Consider the following 16,458-nt stretch of genomic DNA (forward strand, 5'->3'; position numbering starts at 1 on the left):
GCCAAGCTCAAGGCGCATCTCCGAAAGGCGCAGGCCAGAACCTTCGATGCGCTCTGGAAGGCCGTCGGCAACATCTGCGACCTATTCAAGCCGCAAGAGTGCCAAAACCTCTTCAAACATGTCGGGTATGCGTACGATTAAACGTCCGATGATCTAAGCTTCTGTGTTTGCATCGGCTTTGCCCCGAAAACCGCAATCCACTTTTCGGGCCGATGCCTTAGCGCGGCGCGCGCTTCGCCAGGATGCGCTGCAGGGTGCGCCGATGCATCCCAAGCCGCCGCGCCGTCTCGGAGACATTGCGGCTGCACAGCTCGTAGACACGCTGGATATGTTCCCAGCGGACACGATCGGCCGACATCGGATTTTCCGGCGGCATCGGCCGCGAATCGCGCGCGGCTGCCAGGGCGGAGTGGATTTCGTCAGCGTCAGCGGGTTTTGCAAGGAAATCGAAGGCACCGAGCTTCACGGCACTGACGGCGGTCGCGATGTTACCGTAACCGGTCAGCACGATACCGCGCGCGTCAGGCCGCCGCTCCTTCAGGCGGGCGATAACATCGAGCCCGTTACCGTCGGCAAGGCGCAGATCGATGACAGCAAAGGCCGGAGCCTCTTCCTCGACAGCAGCAAGACCGGCCGAGACACTTTCGGCGATGCGTACGGAGTAACCCCGCCCTTCCATTGCCCGCGCGAGCCGGGTCAGGAACGGCTTGTCGTCGTCGACGAGCAGCAGGGTCATGTCCGATTGGGCGGCGTCGTTCAGCGCCTGTTGCATCTCAACTCTCCTGCCACCGGTTCGGGCCGGCGGAATTGTAACGCGATCATGGGCTTCGCGCATCAGGACGGCGAGAAGGGGCCGTCACCCTCAGGTAGTGGCATTTCCCCCCGTTTTGAAGACCCGGAAGGTTTTGCGTCGGCCTCGAACACCGCCCTCGGCCAGACCATACGGACGGACGCGCCGCTCGCCGGGGATGGCAGATTCGAAAATTCAAGCGCTGCGCCGCCGCGTTCCAGCAGCGTCTTTGCAATGAAAAGCCCCAGACCCAAACCGCCGCCGGCGCGACTTTCTGCCGCTGCGCGGGAGAGATAAGGCTCGCCGGCGCGCATCAGGACGTCGGGAGGAAACCCCGGGCCATCATCGGCGATGGTCAGCATGACATGCGTGTCGGTCCATTGTGCGATGATCGCCACCTCGGACCGGGCAAAGTCGACGGCATTGTCGACGATGTTGCCGAGGCCGTAGATCATGCCCGGGTTGCGCCGGCAGACGGGCTCCGGCTTGTCGCCGATCATCTCGATCCGGAACGGCACGCCGAACGGCCGCTGCGGGCCGGCCGTCTCCTCGATCAGCAGGCGCAGGGAGAGTTGGTCGAGCGGGCCGGCATCGTCGTCCTGAAGCGAGGTGAGCTTGCCGAGGATGCCGCGACAGCGCTCGACCTGCTCGCGCAGCAGCGTGATATCCTCCGCCATCTCGCCTTCCGGCGGGGCCAGCCGTGACAATTCACGTGCCACCAGAGCGATCGTCGCGAGTGGCGTGCCGAGTTCATGCGCGGCTGCGGCGGCGAGGCCGTCGAGCTGTGAAAGATGCTGTTCGCGTGCCAGGACCAACTCGGTCGCAGCGAGGGCCTCCGAGAGGTCGCGCGCTTCCTTGGCGACGCGCCAGGCATAGATGCCGGTGAAGCCGAGCCCGAGCACGAGCGCGATCCAGGTGCCGGCCTGGTAGAACGGCGGCAATACCGGCCGGTTGGGCCCGGCCCAGGGCAGGGGCAGATGCGTGAAGTTGAGCACGCTCGCCAGCACGACCGCCAGGAGCCCGAGCAGCATGGTGCGCTGCGGCGGCAAGGCGGTCGCCGAAATCATCACCGGCGCCAGGAACAGAATTGCGAAGGGGTTCTGCAGACCGCCGGTCAGGTAGAGCAGGGCCGCGAGCTGGATGATGTCGAAGGCCAAGAGCGCAGTCGCCGCATCCTCGCGCAGCCGGTGGCTGAGCGGAAAGCGAATGCGCAGCGCAATGTTCAGCCAGGCGGAGATTGCGATGGCGAGGAAACACCAGCCGAACGGCAGGGTGAAGCCGAGCCCGAAATGCACGCCGGCGACCGCGAGGCTCTGGCCGGCGATTGCAAGCCAGCGCAGCCGCACCAGGGTGTCGAGGCGCAAATGGCGGCTGGATCGCGCCAGCGGCGGAAGATCGGCATCAGGGACGGTCATGACGCCCAGGCATCCGATGACGGGCTGGGGTTTTGCAGTGCAAAACTGTGGCAATTTGGCATTGAAGGGAAATCTTAGCCTTTAGCCGGATTGAATGAGAGCAGAAACAATCTAGGCTGCGCTGTTTGTTGCGGCGCATCATCAGGTGCATCCGGCACCGGGGAGACATCGCCGCATGTATGGAGCTGCCATGTCGTTCGCTTATCACGCCTACGAAGCGGTTCATACGATGGTCGCGCCCGTTCGTGGCATGTCGGATGCGCTGCAGCTGGCGTTCAAGAACCCAGCCAATCCGCTGACCTACACGCCGCTCGGCCGCACGGTTGCTGCGTCGTGCGAACTGTTCGAACGGATGACGCGGCGCTACGGCAAGCCCGCCTTCGATCTGAACGAGACCACGATCGATGGCGTCAAGGTGGCCGTCGAGGAGCGCGTCGTCTGGGAGCGGCCCTTCTGCAAGCTGGTCTATTTCGACCGCAAGATCGCCGGGCGGCGCAAGCCGCAGCCCAAGGTTCTGCTGGTTGCGCCGATGTCCGGCCACTATGCTACGTTGCTGAGAGGCACGGTCGAGGCCTTCCTGCCCGGCCATGAGGTCTACATCACCGACTGGACGGATGCCCGTCTGGTGCCGCTCGCCGCCGGGCGCTTCGATCTCGACGATTATATCGACTACGTCGTCGGCATGCTGCAGACGCTCGGCCCCGACACCCATGTCATGGCCGTCTGCCAGCCTGCCGTCCCGGTGATTGCCGCGATCGCGCGGATGGAAGCGGAGAATGATCCCAGTGCGCCGCGGTCGATGACCCTGATGGGTGGTCCGATCGATACCCGCCGCTCGCCCACTGCGGTCAACCAGCTTGCCATGGAGCGCGGCACCGAATGGTTCCGCCGCAACTGCATCACCATGGTGCCGTTCCCGCATATGGGCGCGTTCCGGGAGGTCTATCCCGGATTCATGCAGCTTTCGGGCTTCATGGCCATGAATATCGACCGGCACGTCTCGGCCCATTACGAGATGTACAAGCACCTCATCGCCGGAGATGGCGATTCGGCCGAGAAGCACCGCGATTTCTATGACGAGTATCTCGCGGTCATGGATCTGACGGCGGAATTCTATCTCCAGACGGTCGATACCGTGTTCGTCCAGCATGCCCTGCCCAAGGGCACCATGATGCACCGCGACAAGCCGGTTGATCTGAAAGCCATTCGTCGTGTCGCGCTGATGACGGTCGAGGGCGAGAACGACGATATCTCGGGTGTCGGCCAGACACAGGCTGCCCATGATCTCTGCGCCAATATCCCGGCCGACAAGCGCGTCCATTATCTCCAGAAGGGCGTCGGCCATTACGGCGTCTTCAACGGCTCGCGCTTCCGCGCCGAAATCGCGCCGCGCATTTCCGATTTCATGGTCAGCCTCGACATGGAAGCGGCCAAGGTTCGTCGGGACGACAGTGCCGCCGTCGCGCGCAAAGCCTTGAAGATCGCGAACTGAAGCCCTTCCGCATCGCCGGCGAATCCAGCACAATTGCGGGCGATGCGGCTCTCCCTGTTCAAGCGCCAGCCTGATCCGGATCGGATCGAGGTTGCTCATGCCGGTACGCTGTTTTCCGTTGCGGTGAAGCGGCGCGCGGCAGCGCGGCGGATGACATTGCGTGTCTCGCAGGCGACGGGCGAGATCACACTGACTCTGCCGGAGCGGGCAGACTTCCTCACCGGCAAGGTCTTCGCCGAGAATCATGGCGGCTGGATCGCGGCAAAGCTCGCCAGGCGTCCGCTTTCAGTGCCCTTCGAGCCGGGACAGGTCGTGCCCTTTCGCGGCGCGCCTCACCGTATCGTGCATTGGTCAAAGGTGCGCGGTATTACCCATGCCACCACCGACAAGGATGGTTCCGCCATCATCGCGGTGGCCGGCGAAGCGGCCCATGTCGCGCGCCGGGTCAAGGATTTCCTGCGCCGCGCGGCACTCGAGGATCTCGAGCGTGCGGTCAGGCACCACACGGCGACGCTCGGCATCCCCGCCCGCAAGATCACGATCCGCGATACCACGAGCCGCTGGGGCTCCTGTTCGTCGAAGGGGCACCTGAATTTCTCCTGGCGCCTGATCCTCGCGCCGCCCCTGGTGCTCGACTATCTCGCGGCCCATGAAGTCGCGCATCTCAAGGAGATGAACCATTCCCACCGCTTCTGGGCGCTGACGCATAAGCTCTGCCCGCGGACCGAAGAAGCGGAAGCCTGGCTGAAGCGCCATGGCGCCGGGCTGCACGGCTACGGCTGAAGCTGAGGCTGCCTGGGCCACAGGGGCTCGGCTCGACTTGAGACGCAACCTCCCCTAACCCGGCATCAGCCGAAACAGGGATGGTTCCGTGAAGCTGCGCCCCGACACGTTGGCAATGACCGCCGTGCTTGCCATGCTGACGGCCCTCGGGCCGCTCTCGACCGATTTCTATCTGCCGTCCCTGCCCGAGATCGTTCGCGTCATGGGCACGGATATTGCGGGGGCGCAGGCGACGCTCTCCGCCTTTCTGTTCGGTTTCGCCGGAGGCCAGATCGTCTGGGGGCCGCTCTCGGACCGATTGGGGCGCAAGCCAGTGCTCCTCACCGGTCTGGCGCTCTTCCTGGTCGCGACCCTCCTTTGCGCCCTCGCGCCCTCGATCGAGTGGCTGGTCGCAGGCCGGGTCCTGCAGGCACTCGGCGCTTCCGGGCCGATTGTGCTTGGCCGCGCCATGGTCAGGGATCTCTATGAGGGGCCGCGCGCCGGCCGGGAATTCGCCCGCATGGGCATGATCATGGGGTTGGTCCCAGCCGTCGCGCCGGCGATTGGCGGCATCCTGCAGGCGGCCTTCGGCTGGCGCTCGACCTTTATCGCGACGCTGGCCCTCGCGCTGCTGCTGGCGGTCGTGATCATCCTGTTCCTGCCGGAAACCATCCGCACGCGTTCATCGGAGCGGCTGTCGCTGTTGGCGATTTTCCGTAGCTTCGGCGTGTTGCTCAGGAACCGTCCCTATCGTGTCTATGTCGCGATCACGGCCTTGGCCTATGGCGGACTCTTCGCCTTCATCTCCGGCTCGTCTTTTGTGCTGATCAGCATCTACGGGCTGACGCCGCGCGATTACGGCCTGTCTTTCGGGTTCGGGGTGCTCGGCTTCATCCTGGGCACGATCATCGCCCAGCGTCTCGTCGGCAGGCATGGGCTGGACGGCGTCATTGCGCTCGGCGTGGCTTTTCTGGCGGCGGGCGGGCTGAGCATGCTGCTATGCCTCACCGCCGGCTTTGGCGGTGCGCTCGGCGTCACGGTACCCTGGGCGATCTATGCGATCGGCATCGGGCTCAGCATGCCGCAGGCCCAGGCCTCGGCGCTGATGCCCTTTCCGGATCGCGCCGGAGCTGCGTCATCCTTCGTCGGGCTCTGCCAGATGCTGTTCTCGGCCTGTGTCGGTCTTGTCGTCGGCAAGCTGCTGACCGACTCCGCCCTGCCGCTGCCCGCGATGATGTCACTGCTCGGCGTGTCGGCACTGGTCCTGTTTCACGCCTCGCGCAAGGTCAGAGCGGCCAGGACCTGAAAGACTCAACCGCCGAACAGCCGCTGGAGGAAGTTCTTCTCCTGTGGCGCAGGCGGCACCCAGGCGCGGTCGGAGCCTGCCGTCTGGGTCTGCGCTGGCGGCTGCATGCCGGCCACTGGCGCGCCACCATCGAAGATCGATTTCGGCCCTGCGCGCCACAGCCCGCCCGGCAAAGGCGACGGCTGCAGGCCGACATGGGCGGCCTTCATGTATTTGCCCCAGACTTCGAGCGGCAATCCGCTGCCATAGACCCGCTTCATCGCGCTGTTGTCGTCATTGCCGACCCAGACGGCGGTCACCAGCTTGGAGGTGAAGCCGACGAACCAGGCATCGCGGAAATCCTGCGTGGTGCCCGACTTGCCGCCGACCTCCCAGCCGGCAAGATTGCCCTTGCTGCCCGAGCCGCTCGTCATGGTCTCGTGGAACATGGCGTTGACCATTGGCAGCACCTGCGGCTGCACCACCGTGCCGAAATTCGTGGCCTTGCGGGCATAGATCACCTTGCCCGAAACCGACTTCACCTCGCGAATGACATAAGGCAGCACCGACTGCCCGCCATTGGCGAAGCTGGCATAGGCCGTCGTGAGCTCGATCGGCGTCACTTCCGAGGTGCCGAGCGCCAGCGAGCCATTGGCCTGAAGGCCCGAGGAAATGCCGAGCCGCTGCGCGGTGCGAACGACCTCCTTCGGCGTCACCTCCTGGTTCAGCTTCACCGCGACGGTGTTGATCGAGTGGGCGAAGGCGGTCTGCAACGTCACCGGGCCGCGATAGGTGCGACTGTTGTTTTCCGGCTGCCAGCCCTTGATCGAGACCGGGGAATCGTCGCGGATCGCGTCCGGCGTCAGGCCATGCTCGATCGCAGTCAGATAGACGAAGGGCTTGAAGGATGAGCCCGGCTGACGTTTGGCGGCGGTCGCGCGGTTGAACTGGCTCTTGGTGTAGTCGCGTCCGCCGATCAGCGCGCGCAGGGCCCCGTCCGGCGCCATGGAAACGACGGCACCCTGGCTGGCATTCAGCTTCCCACCCTGGGCGGCAAGCGACTCGACAAGGGTGGTTTCGGCCGCGGTCTGCAGTTTCGGATCGATCGTCGTCAGCACGGTGACGTCGCCCTCGACCGCACCGATGAAATCGTCGAGCACGTCCATGACGTAATCGGCCGCGTAGTTCACCGAACCGGCGCCGACGCGTTCGGCCGCTTCTGCCGGCGCGACCAATGCCGATTTCGCCGCAGCCTGGGTGACGAAGCCCTGCTCGGCCATGGCGGTGATCACGAGCTGCGCCCGCTTCTCGGCGGCATCGGGATTGCGGTTGGGAGCGAGCCGCGACGGCGCCTGCACCAGGCCCGCCAGCATGGCGGCTTCGGGGACGGTGACCGAGCGGGCGGACTTGTTGAAATAGCGCTGGGCCGCCGCCTCGACGCCATAAGCGCCTGAGCCGAAATAGACGCGGTTGAGATAAAGCTCGAGGATCTGGTCCTTGCTGTAGGTCTGCTCCAGCCACAGCGCCAGGATCGCTTCCTGGATCTTGCGCGCGGCCGTGCGGTCCTGGGTCAGGAACAGGTTCTTGGCGAGCTGTTGCGTCAGGGTGGAGCCGCCCTGGACGCCGCCTCCTCGGTTGGTGACGTTACGCACCAGGGCGCGGGCGATACCGATCGGGTCGATGCCGAAATGCTCGTAGAAGCGCCGATCCTCGATCGCGACGAAGGCCTTGGGCAGATAGGGCGGAACCTCGCCAAGCGTCACGGTACGCCCGCCAGTCTCGCCGCGATTGGCGAGCAGCGAGCCGTCGGCGGCGAGGATCGCGACGTTCGGAGGCCGCTTTGGTACGGTAAGCTGGTTGATCGGCGGCAATTGCGCCGCGTGATAGGCTACCAGCCCGCCGACACCGATGACGCACCAGAGTCCGAGGACCAGCGTCCAGTACATCATCCGGCCGAGGAAGGAGCGGCGCTTGCGGCCACGCCGCCGGCCACCGCCATTTCCGCTGCCCTTGCGGATCTTCGGCATCTCTTCTCTCGGCTCCTGACGTGCGGCGCCGCGATGGCTGCGGCTCGAGCGATCATCGGCGGAGAGGCGCATGTCGAAGGCGTCGGAACTCTCGTTCCGCCCGCTCTCGAAGGACGGCTCACGCCGCTCGCCGCCTCGTCTTGCCCGATCGTTCATTCTGCCCCGTTACAGCCCCGTGAAACCGCGCCTTTGCACCGAAAACGCGCGAACGTCACACAGGAGTCAAACATGGCGCTTTTAAGGGCCGGTTAAGGGAATCCGGATTTCGGCAGCGACCCGGAGCAGCGATGACTCGCACTTGTGGCAATTGCGTCAAGCCTGGCACTCCCGAAAGGAATGTTGCAGTGCAAACGTTCTTGTGAATTGAAAACCGTTAGAAACCGGACAACTTCGCCGCGCAGCCTCGATTCGATCCCGCAATTCGGCCCGAATCCAGACTGTTCCGATAGACTCGAGCTTCCGCGACCCAGAAGGTTATGTCCGAATGCAAGCCTCCAACTCCCTGAGCCGCTATGCGCCGCAGGCTCTCGCCGTTTTGCGCATCGTGACCGCGCTGATCTTCATCATCCATGGCACCCAGAAGCTCTTTGGTTTCCCGGCCGCGCCCGCCAGCGGCCTGCCCGGCGCCTTCACGCTGTTCTGGTTCGGCGCCATTCTGGAGGCCTTTGGCGGCTTCCTGATCCTGATCGGCCTGTGGACCCGTCCCGTCGCCTTCGTGCTGGCTGGCGAAATGGCCTATGCCTACTGGATGTTCCACGCACCGCGCAGCATCTACCCGCTGCTCAACGGCGGCGATGCGGCAATCCTCTACTGCTTCATCTTCCTTTACCTGGTCTTCGCCGGAGCAGGCGCCTGGAGCGTCGATTCCCGCTCGAAGGGCTGATTCTCCGATCGAATGGGCGCTATTCGCCCAACAGAAAGCCCGCCTCCCTCGCGGAAGGCGGGCTGATTATTGGGCCCGACAGCCCGGCAGAACTCAGACCGAGGCCGAAATCCAGCGCGAAAGGTCGCTCTTCGGGGCCGCGCCGACCTTCTGGGAGGCCAGCTTGCCGTCCTTGAACAGCATCAGGGTCGGAATCGAGCGGATGCCGAACTGGGCGGGAATCGCCTGGTTCTCATCGACATTCATCTTCACGATCTTGACCTTGCCGGCCATTTCCCCGGCGATCTCCTCGAGCGCCGGGCCGATCATCCGGCAGGGGCCGCACCACTCGGCCCAGAAATCGACCACGACCGGCTCGCTCGACTTGAGGACATCCGCCTCGAAGCTCGCATCGGTTACCTTGTTCGTCGCCATGGCTTCATCGCCTTTCAAAAGCAGTTCGCAGCACTGCTGCATTCGCCTCCGAAGCTATGAACGCGGGCAGCCCGGGTCAAGTTTCGTCGGCCTTGCATTGAAGCAGGGCTACCCTGCCAAATTCGCCAGCACAGCATCGAGTGCAGCGGCTTGCGGCTCCAACGTTGCGAGCGTCGCGGTGTAGATCACCAAGGTCCGCACCCGGCGCCCGGGATAGATCTGCCCGATCAGGGCACGATAGACGGCAAGCTGTGCCTGCGTCGCGGGCGGGATCGCCGTTTCATCGGCCGGCGGGCGTGACGCCGTCTTGAAATCGGCGATCAGCACCTCGTTCTCCGTGACGGCGAGCCGGTCGATCTGGCCCGAGACGGCGCGCACCGCACCATTCGCAAGCGTGATCTCGCCGGCAATCGGCACCTCAGCCAGCGATCCGGATGAAAACAGGGCGGAAAGTGTGGGATCGCGAAGCAACGCCAGCGTCTGGCCGATGACCGCCTCGCGTCTTGCGTCAGGCAAGCCGGCTCCGCGCAGGGTGGCAAGCGCCCGCGCCGTCGCGCTGCGCCCCGGCTCATCGACATCCGGCAGGATCTGCAGGAGCAGATGCGCCAGCCGGCCGGCTTGCGCAGCCTCGGCAAGGAACGGGCCGTCGCCCGGCCGCTCGGCCGCATCGGCGGCGCTGATCGCATTCGACGGCTTGAGCGGGGGTAACGGTTCATGTTCGGCGGGCGCGGAGGCGCGGAGCCAGCTGGGTTCGGCGAGCACCGCCTTGGACGGCGCCTCCTCCCCAGTATCGCTGGGCTTCGGTGCCGAGACCATGAAGCGCCGAATCGTGCCGGTTCCGTCGGGTGCCGAGACCTCCTGCAGGCCCGATGTCGCGAGCGAAAGTCCGCTTTCGATCATCGCATACCAGCTTCCCGGCGGCGCTTCGCCTTTCGCCTGTGCTCCGCAGACGATCAGTCGGTCCTCGGCCCGGGTCATCGCGACATAGAGGAGGCGATGATGCTCCTCGGCAAGCTGGTCGACGACCTGCGCCTTTGCCCTGCGGGTTGCCTCCGCATCGTCGGCCCTGGCCGGGGGCCAGATCGGCACGAGTTTGCCCCTGGGAGGTTCCACGGCGAGTATCTTCGGCAAGCGTTTGGCGCCAGGCTCGGGGGCGAGATCGGCGAGGATCACGATCTTCGCCTCCAGTCCCTTCGATCCGTGCACGGTCATGACGCGCACTTCGCCTGCGCTACTGGAAAGATCGCGCTTAACCTCCGTCCCGGCCTGGGTGATGTGGTGCAGGAAGCCGGCGAGCGATGGGCCGTGCCGCCGCTCATAGTCGAGTGCCGCGTTGAGGAAGGCGTCGAGCGCGTCGCCAGCCTCGGCGCCAAGCCGAGCCAGAGCGAGATTGCGCCCGCCTTCCGGCCCGAGCAGCTGCGCAAAGAAGCGAAAGGGCCCGGTGCGCCCTGCGTCGTCACCGAGTTGGGAAAGCCGCGCTTCGATGGCAGCGAAGCGCGGTTCGCTTTCGCCGATGCTGCGCAGGGCATTGCGCAGCGAGCCCTTTCGCTCCGGCGCGAAGCGCAGGAGATCATCGTCGTCGAGGCCGAGCAATGGCGTCTTCAGGGCGATGGCCAGCGACAGGTCGTCATCGGGCAGGAGCAGCGCCCGGCCGAGTGCGACCAGGTCTTCGACTGCCGGATGTGTCGCGAGGCTCAAGCGATCGCGGCCGGTCACCGGCACGCCCGCATCCTTCAGGGCTTTGACGATCGCCTCGAACAGCGGCCCGCGCTGGCGCAGCAGGATCATCACATCGCCGGGCTTGAAGCCTTGCCCGAGATCATCGTGCCCGCTGCGCGTCCAGCGTGCCAGCACGTCGGCGATGCGCGTCGCGAGCTTCACGGTCCCGCTGCGCTGCTCGGGCGCGTCGACCGGGGTCGTCCAGGCGTCCGGCGGCTCGCTCTGGTCGTCGGCGGATAGCGGCCAGAGATCGACGGCGCCCGGGTCGGCCTGGCGCACGGTGTCATGCACCTCCGGTCGGGCGCTGCCGTCGAAGACCAGCCCGCGGGCATGCTCCGCCACCGCGAAGACGATGTCCACTGCCCGCATGATGTCAGGCGCAGAGCGGAAGGAGGTGTTGAGGCTCACCGCCTCGAATGCGAGCTCTGCCTGCTGGATGTTCAGCCCGAGCCGGGTGCGCTGCTCGCCGAAGGCGCCCGGCGCGGCGCCCTGGAAGCCGTAGATCGACTGCTTCTCATCGCCGACGACGAAGATCGTCCGGGGTTTTAGGCCCTCTGCCCGCGTGCCCCGTCCGCCCGTGAACTCGTCGGCGAGCGCGCCCAGGATCGCCCATTGCGCCTCGCTGGTGTCCTGCGCCTCGTCGAGCAGGATGTGATCGATGCCGGCATCGAGCTTGTAGAGCACCCAGGCGGCCTCGACGCGCGAAAGCAGCGAGCGCGTCTTGGCGATCAGGTCGTCATAGTCGAGCAGCGAGCGCTCGCTCTTCAGCCGCTGATAGGAGGCGAGCATCCTTGTCACCAGCAGCGCGAGCGCGTGACTGCGATCGCGGATGGCGACGGCGTTGAGCTGGTCGATTGCGCCGAGCAGGAGATCGGCGAGCGCGTCGAGAACGGCCATCAGCGCCGGCTCGAGTTCGGACTTTCCCTTGCCCCTGATATGTGCGTTGACCGTGCCTTCGGCCGTGATGAAGCCGGATCGGCAGGTCGCGATCGGGTCGCCCTCGAATTGCGGGGCGCTCAGACTGCGCAGCGCAGCCGCAAATTTCTGCCGGGTCGCGCTGCCGGCTTCCAGCGCCGTGACAAGACCGGCAAGGCCAGGAGCGGAGGCAAGACGGCTCCGGAAATCGGCCAGCACCGCGTCATTCGTCAGGTCCGGTGCAATTCCCAGGAAACCTGAAATGCCCTCGCGCATCTCCTGCGCCGAGCGAGCGCGGCCCTCTGCATCGCTGAACAGGGTGCGCTGGCGCAAGGCTTCCTGCATCATCGCGTCAAAGGTGTCCTGCGCCGCCTGCCTGGCCAGCAGGTCGAGTGCCCGAGCCTCTGCGCCGGCGGGATCGGCGGCAATGGCGGCGAGCAATTCGCGCCTTGCGTCGTGCAGCAATTCGGCCTGAGCGAGGTCGTCGGCAACCTCGAAGCGCGGCGGTACATTCGCCTCGAAGGGCGCAGATTGCAGCACGCGCGTGCAGAAGGCGTGGATGGTTTCGATCCTGAGCCCGCCCGGCGTCTCCAGCGCCTCGGCAAAGAGCCGGCGCGCGCCTGCCCGCTGCCGCGCCGTCGCTCGCTCGCCGGTCAGGGCTTCCAGCGCCGCCGAAAGCGCGCCATCCGGCATCGTCGCCCAGGCGCCGAGCGCCTTGAACACCCGGTTCGCCATATTGGCCGCTGCGGCCTTGGTGTAGGTGATGCAGAGCATCCGGGCCGGCGCGACACCATCGAGCAGCAGCCGCAACACGCGGTTGACCAGCACATGCGTCTTGCCTGAACCGGCATTGGCCGAGACCCAGGCGCTGAGATCGGGCCGTGCGGCAAGTGCCTGGCGCTGGTTGGTCTGCGGGGGGACGATCCAGCCGGGCTTCATGCTTCGCCTCCGGGCTCGTCGCCATCCGGTGCGGCCGACCACTCCTTGACCCGCGCGAGCTGGTCATAGGGGCTGGCATATTTGATGTAGTCGGGCGCGCGCCGCGAGACATAGGCTTCGCGTCCGCTGCGCAGGGCATGGAGATGCTCGATCAGCCGTTCGAGATGGCGCGCGGCGACATCGGCCAGCGGTTCGCCATCGAACTCGAGCGGCTTGTCCTTGGCCCAGCCCTTCGGATCATGATGGAGCTTGAGATAGAGCAGCGCGTCGACCGGTGCGGGAAGAATATCCTCGCGAAAGCCGGCTCGCGCCGCGAGCTCGGCTTCCAGTGTCAATTGCGGCGCAAAGCCCTTCTCGACCTGCGCCTTGCTTGGGGGAGCTCCGGTCTTGAAGTCGATGATTCGCAGCGCGGGCTGCCGCGTGATCTCGATTCGGTCGGCCCGCCCGCTCAGCCGGAACTCCGCGCCGTCCGGCAGCTTGAACGTCGCTGCGGTTCCGCGTTCGACCGCAACCCGCACCAACTCACCGCGCCGGCGCTCCTCCCAGCCGATGAAATGACCGGCGGTCAGCAGGAAGCGCGGCCACCAGAAGGCGCGGACTTCGGGCGTATCGTCAAACGCCTGGAACAGGCGCTCGCCGATTGCGATCAGCTGATGGAGTGAGTCGGGGGGCAATTGCTCCGGATAGGTCTCCGCGAAACTCCCGACAATATCGTGCAGCAGGTTGCCGCGATCGCTGGCGCCGGGGTCACCAACAAGCTCCGGAAGGGCGTCGAGCTTCAGGATCTTGCGGGCAAAGATCTGGTAGGGGTCGCGGTAGAGCGTCTCGACCTCGGTCACGCTGAGCGCGACAGGCTGGAGCTGGCGCGCGGGCCGCGGCGCAGGGCGGCCAATGGGTTTGGTGTCGGTGGGTTTGCTCAGCAGTGAAGCAAGGCCCGTCAGACGCGCTCCCCTGGCGGCGGCGCCGTTCCAGACATCCTGCGGCGTGACCGCCTTCAGCCTTTGCCAGAAGCGAGAGGCGATGGTCTCGGCCTCGCCGGCCTTGCGCGCGCGGGTCAGGGTCACCCGCTGCGCCATCGCGCCCTGGATGAAATCATGCGCGGTCTGGCCGATGCGCCGTTCGGGAGGGCTCAAGCCCAGTTCGGCGCGCATCGGCCGGTTCAGGAAGGAATCGGTCTTGGCCTCCGGCGGCCAGACGGTCTCGACAAGGCCGCCCAGCACGACATGGTCGGCTTCCAGCAGGCGCGCTTCCAGCAAGCCCCAGATCTTGACGCGAGGATGGCCTGCGCCGCCGCGCCTGACCGCCGTCTCGGCCAGCAGACTGTCGAGGATCGCGATGACATCGCGGGCATGGCCGGTCTCCGGCGCATCGGGGAGGGCGCCGTCGATCTGGTCGAACAGCCCTGCGAGCGCCTCGCCGTCCGGCCCGACGAAGGCGAGCGTGGCGCCATTCTCCGCCCGGCTGAGCGCGACCAGCGCATCGCGGCTTGCCGTGACGACGGTAGCGAAGGCCGGCAAGGGGGCGGCCCATGCTGCGAGCAGCGGCGCCATGGCGGTGTCGAGCGCATCAAGGACCAGGCCCGCGGCGGCGAGGTCCGCGCTGTTCAAGCGTTTGCGCGGCGCCGGCGCATGCCGGTCCTGCATCAGCCCCGGAATCGCCGCGAAACTGCTGCGCAGGCCCGCAAATCCCTTTGCGACAGCTTCGCCCCGCCAGGCGCCGATCTCGAGTGCCGCGGCGCCCTGGGCCACGGTCTGTCGCGACAGTCCGAGCCGGCAAAGCGGGTGGGCCAGCAAGGGAACGAGGCTGGCCGGTGTCATCTGGGCTCGCGCGGCCTCCAGCAGGAGGCGCAGCAGGGCGCCTGCGGGCCAGCGCGCCAGCGGCAGTCCAGCAGAATCATCGGCTTCGATGCCCCAGCGCCGGAGTTCCACGGCGACCCGCTCGGCGAGACCGCGATCGGGCGTGATCAGTGCGGCTTGCTTGCCGCCCTCTTCCAGCGTTTCACGGAGCGCGATGGCAACTGCCAGCGCCTCCTCGCGCTCGTCGGCTGTCTCGACGATGCTGATCCCATCGAAGGCTGCTTCAGCCTCGCTGAGGGAGACGCGCGTCGCGAGATCGGCCCAGCATTCCGTGACCGATGCCGGAAGCATCGCCTCGCGCAGCAGCGCCGCGCGGGCCGCGAGGCCCGGTTCCGGCCTGGCCAGCGGCCGGGCGTCGTCACGGCCGGCTTTCAATGTGCCGAGCAGCCGATGCAACGCTGCCTGCGGATGGGACGGTGCGGGCTCCTTCTCGACCGCCTCCCAGGCGAGCTGAGCCAGGTCGAGGTCGAGATCGGGCAGTACGACCGCGCCATTGGGCATCCCAGCGATCGCTGCGAGAAGCCGCGCGGTGGCTGGGATCGTGCCGGTGGAGCCCGCAGCGATGATCGGCCCGGTTACGCTACCGGAAAGCAGCCGTTGGCGTTCGGCCTCGAGCATGCGGTTGCGAAACTCTGCCGGATCGCAGGCATCGCGGCTTTCGAGGATCTTCGGCCAGGCCTCGCCCAGAATGGCCAGGAAGCTCGCATTGAGCTGCCAGACCTGGTCGAAACGAGCGGCGTCAAGCGTCGCCAGCCGCTCGACCGGCACGCCTTCGGTCTGCATCTGGTCAAGCAGGGCGGCAAGGTCGCCGGCCAGCCCCCAGGCCTCGGCCAACGTCGAGGGCACGAGCGAGGGCTCTGACGGGTCGAGCTTCAGGTGGCTGCGGTTCGCCGTGCGCCCCCAGCTATCGACCAGCCGCGCCAGCAGCATGCGCCGCGCCAGCGGGTCGATCGGCCCGATGCGCGCGCCATCCCACCCGCCCGCGCCGATCAGTGCGGTCTCGGCCTCGTCGACATCGCCGAGCGGCACGATGCGTGGCAGCAGCAGCGGCTTGCCGCCAAGCCTTGCGGAAAGGCCGGCGACCAGGGCCCGCGCCGCCCGTCGCGTCGGGAGATAGAGCGTCGCGCGAGCCATCGCTGCCGGATCATCCGGCACGTAGACCTGGCCGAAACGTCCGTCCAGCACCGCCTGCGCCAGCACGTCGAGGAACGCTGTGCCAGCGGGGATGGTGAACAGGTTGAGCTCAGGCATGGAAGCTCTGGGCTGCCGCGAATGCATCTTCTGCCGGCGCGATCGCTTCCGGCGTGCCGACATGCAGCCACTGGCCCTGCAGAACATGCCCGAACAGGCGCTTTCGCGCGATGAGCCGGTCAAAGAGCAGGTTGAGCGAAAACGAGCCCTCGGGTGTATCGGCAAAGATCTCGGGTTTCATGATGATCACCCCGGCATAGACGACGGGTGCATTTGGCGCCTGCCCGCGCCGTGTCAGCCGGCCGTCCGCATCCTGGAAGAAGTCGCCGGCGCCGTCGAAGCCGACACTGTCCTCGCGCCGGGCGAGCAGCATCAGCATGTCCATGGCCGCCGGCGCCCAGGCCTCCGCCATGGCCGCGATGTTCGAGATGCCGGTCTCGCTCCAGAGCGAGTCGGAGTTGACGTGGAAGAATGGTTCGGTGCCGAGCAGGAGGAGGGCCTTCTTCACGCCGCCGCCGGTCTCAAGCAGCTCGTCGCGCTCGTCCGAGATGACGATCCGGGGATGCGTGCGTCCGGCGAGGTGAGCCTCGATCTGTTCGGCGAGGTGGTGGACATTGACGACGGCCTCGGTGACACCCGCTTCGGCGAGTCGGTCGAGCGCGTGATCGAGCATGGCCTTGCCGCCGATCCGGACCAGGGGCTTCGGCAGGCTGTCGGTGATCGGGCGCATGCGCTGGCCAATGCCTGCCGCCAGCACCATGGCCCGGCGG

11 protein-coding genes and 1 pseudogene are annotated in these 16,458 nt (G+C 66.4%); 5 read left to right on the forward strand and 7 right to left on the reverse strand.

Translation table 11 applies throughout. The annotated features are described in order from the left end of the window. Nucleotides 1-141 (forward strand): annotated as a pseudogene (locus FG93_RS33580) (IS630 family transposase); the annotation flags it as partial. 76 nt (nucleotides 142-217) lie between these two features. On the opposite strand, the gene FG93_RS12240 reads toward FG93_RS33580, so the two are convergent. Both FG93_RS12240 and FG93_RS12245 read right to left on the reverse strand, forming a co-directional pair. Continuing rightward, nucleotides 218-772, reverse strand: coding sequence for an ActR/PrrA/RegA family redox response regulator transcription factor (locus FG93_RS12240; protein ID WP_043234810.1), 555 nt, complete (start codon nucleotides 770-772; stop codon nucleotides 218-220). Nucleotides 773-834: 62 nt separating this feature from the next. Next, nucleotides 835-2,205 (reverse strand): ActS/PrrB/RegB family redox-sensitive histidine kinase, encoded by a 1,371-nt coding sequence (locus FG93_RS12245; RefSeq protein WP_052513681.1) that lies wholly within the window; start codon nucleotides 2,203-2,205, stop codon nucleotides 835-837. A gap of 190 nt (nucleotides 2,206-2,395) precedes the next feature. Here FG93_RS12245 and FG93_RS12250 point away from each other — a divergent pair, with 190 nt between their 5' ends. The 3 genes from FG93_RS12250 (at nucleotide 2,396) to FG93_RS12260 (ending at nucleotide 5,765) form a co-directional block, all read left to right on the forward strand. Next, on the forward strand, nucleotides 2,396-3,697 hold the full coding sequence (locus tag FG93_RS12250) for a polyhydroxyalkanoate depolymerase (protein WP_043235060.1): 1,302 nt from the start codon (nucleotides 2,396-2,398) through the stop codon (nucleotides 3,695-3,697). Between the two features lie 42 nt (nucleotides 3,698-3,739). Then, nucleotides 3,740-4,480: a M48 family metallopeptidase gene (locus tag FG93_RS12255; protein ID WP_043234811.1), complete on the forward strand. Its 741-nt coding sequence runs from the start codon at nucleotides 3,740-3,742 to the stop codon at nucleotides 4,478-4,480. Nucleotides 4,481-4,568: 88 nt separating this feature from the next. Beyond that, complete coding sequence (locus FG93_RS12260) at nucleotides 4,569-5,765, forward strand: multidrug effflux MFS transporter (protein ID WP_244448592.1); 1,197 nt, start codon at nucleotides 4,569-4,571, stop codon at nucleotides 5,763-5,765. 5 nt (nucleotides 5,766-5,770) lie between these two features. Here FG93_RS12260 and FG93_RS12265 read toward each other — a convergent pair whose 3' ends face one another. Beyond that, on the reverse strand, nucleotides 5,771-7,771 hold the full coding sequence (locus FG93_RS12265) for a transglycosylase domain-containing protein (RefSeq protein WP_244448608.1): 2,001 nt from the start codon (nucleotides 7,769-7,771) through the stop codon (nucleotides 5,771-5,773). Nucleotides 7,772-8,255: 484 nt separating this feature from the next. Here FG93_RS12265 and FG93_RS12270 point away from each other — a divergent pair, with 484 nt between their 5' ends. Continuing rightward, nucleotides 8,256-8,654 (forward strand): DoxX family protein, encoded by a 399-nt coding sequence (locus FG93_RS12270; RefSeq protein WP_043234815.1) that lies wholly within the window; start codon nucleotides 8,256-8,258, stop codon nucleotides 8,652-8,654. Between the two features lie 93 nt (nucleotides 8,655-8,747). Here the strand turns inward: FG93_RS12270 and trxA are convergent, their stop codons facing one another. From trxA to FG93_RS12290, 4 genes are all read right to left on the reverse strand, one after another. Beyond that, nucleotides 8,748-9,068 (reverse strand): thioredoxin, encoded by a 321-nt coding sequence (gene trxA, locus FG93_RS12275; protein WP_043235061.1) that lies wholly within the window; start codon nucleotides 9,066-9,068, stop codon nucleotides 8,748-8,750. A 108-nt stretch (nucleotides 9,069-9,176) separates the two neighbouring features. Continuing rightward, nucleotides 9,177-12,641 carry a double-strand break repair helicase AddA gene (gene addA, locus FG93_RS12280; RefSeq protein WP_043234816.1) on the reverse strand — a complete coding sequence of 1,155 codons (3,465 nt, stop codon included), beginning with the start codon at nucleotides 12,639-12,641 and terminating at the stop codon, nucleotides 9,177-9,179. After that, complete coding sequence (gene addB, locus FG93_RS12285; protein ID WP_043234818.1) at nucleotides 12,638-15,748, reverse strand: double-strand break repair protein AddB; 3,111 nt, start codon at nucleotides 15,746-15,748, stop codon at nucleotides 12,638-12,640. The genes addA and addB overlap by 4 nt, the downstream gene beginning before the upstream one ends. Further along, entirely contained in the window at nucleotides 15,741-16,448 is a 708-nt protein-coding gene (locus FG93_RS12290) for a nucleotidyltransferase family protein (RefSeq protein WP_052513682.1), read from the reverse strand. The genes addB and FG93_RS12290 overlap by 8 nt, the downstream gene beginning before the upstream one ends. Nucleotides 16,449-16,458 lie beyond the last annotated feature (10 nt).

It is taken from the genome of Allobosea sp. LC85 (assembly GCF_000735605.1).
GTDB lineage: Bacteria > Pseudomonadota > Alphaproteobacteria > Rhizobiales > Beijerinckiaceae > Allobosea.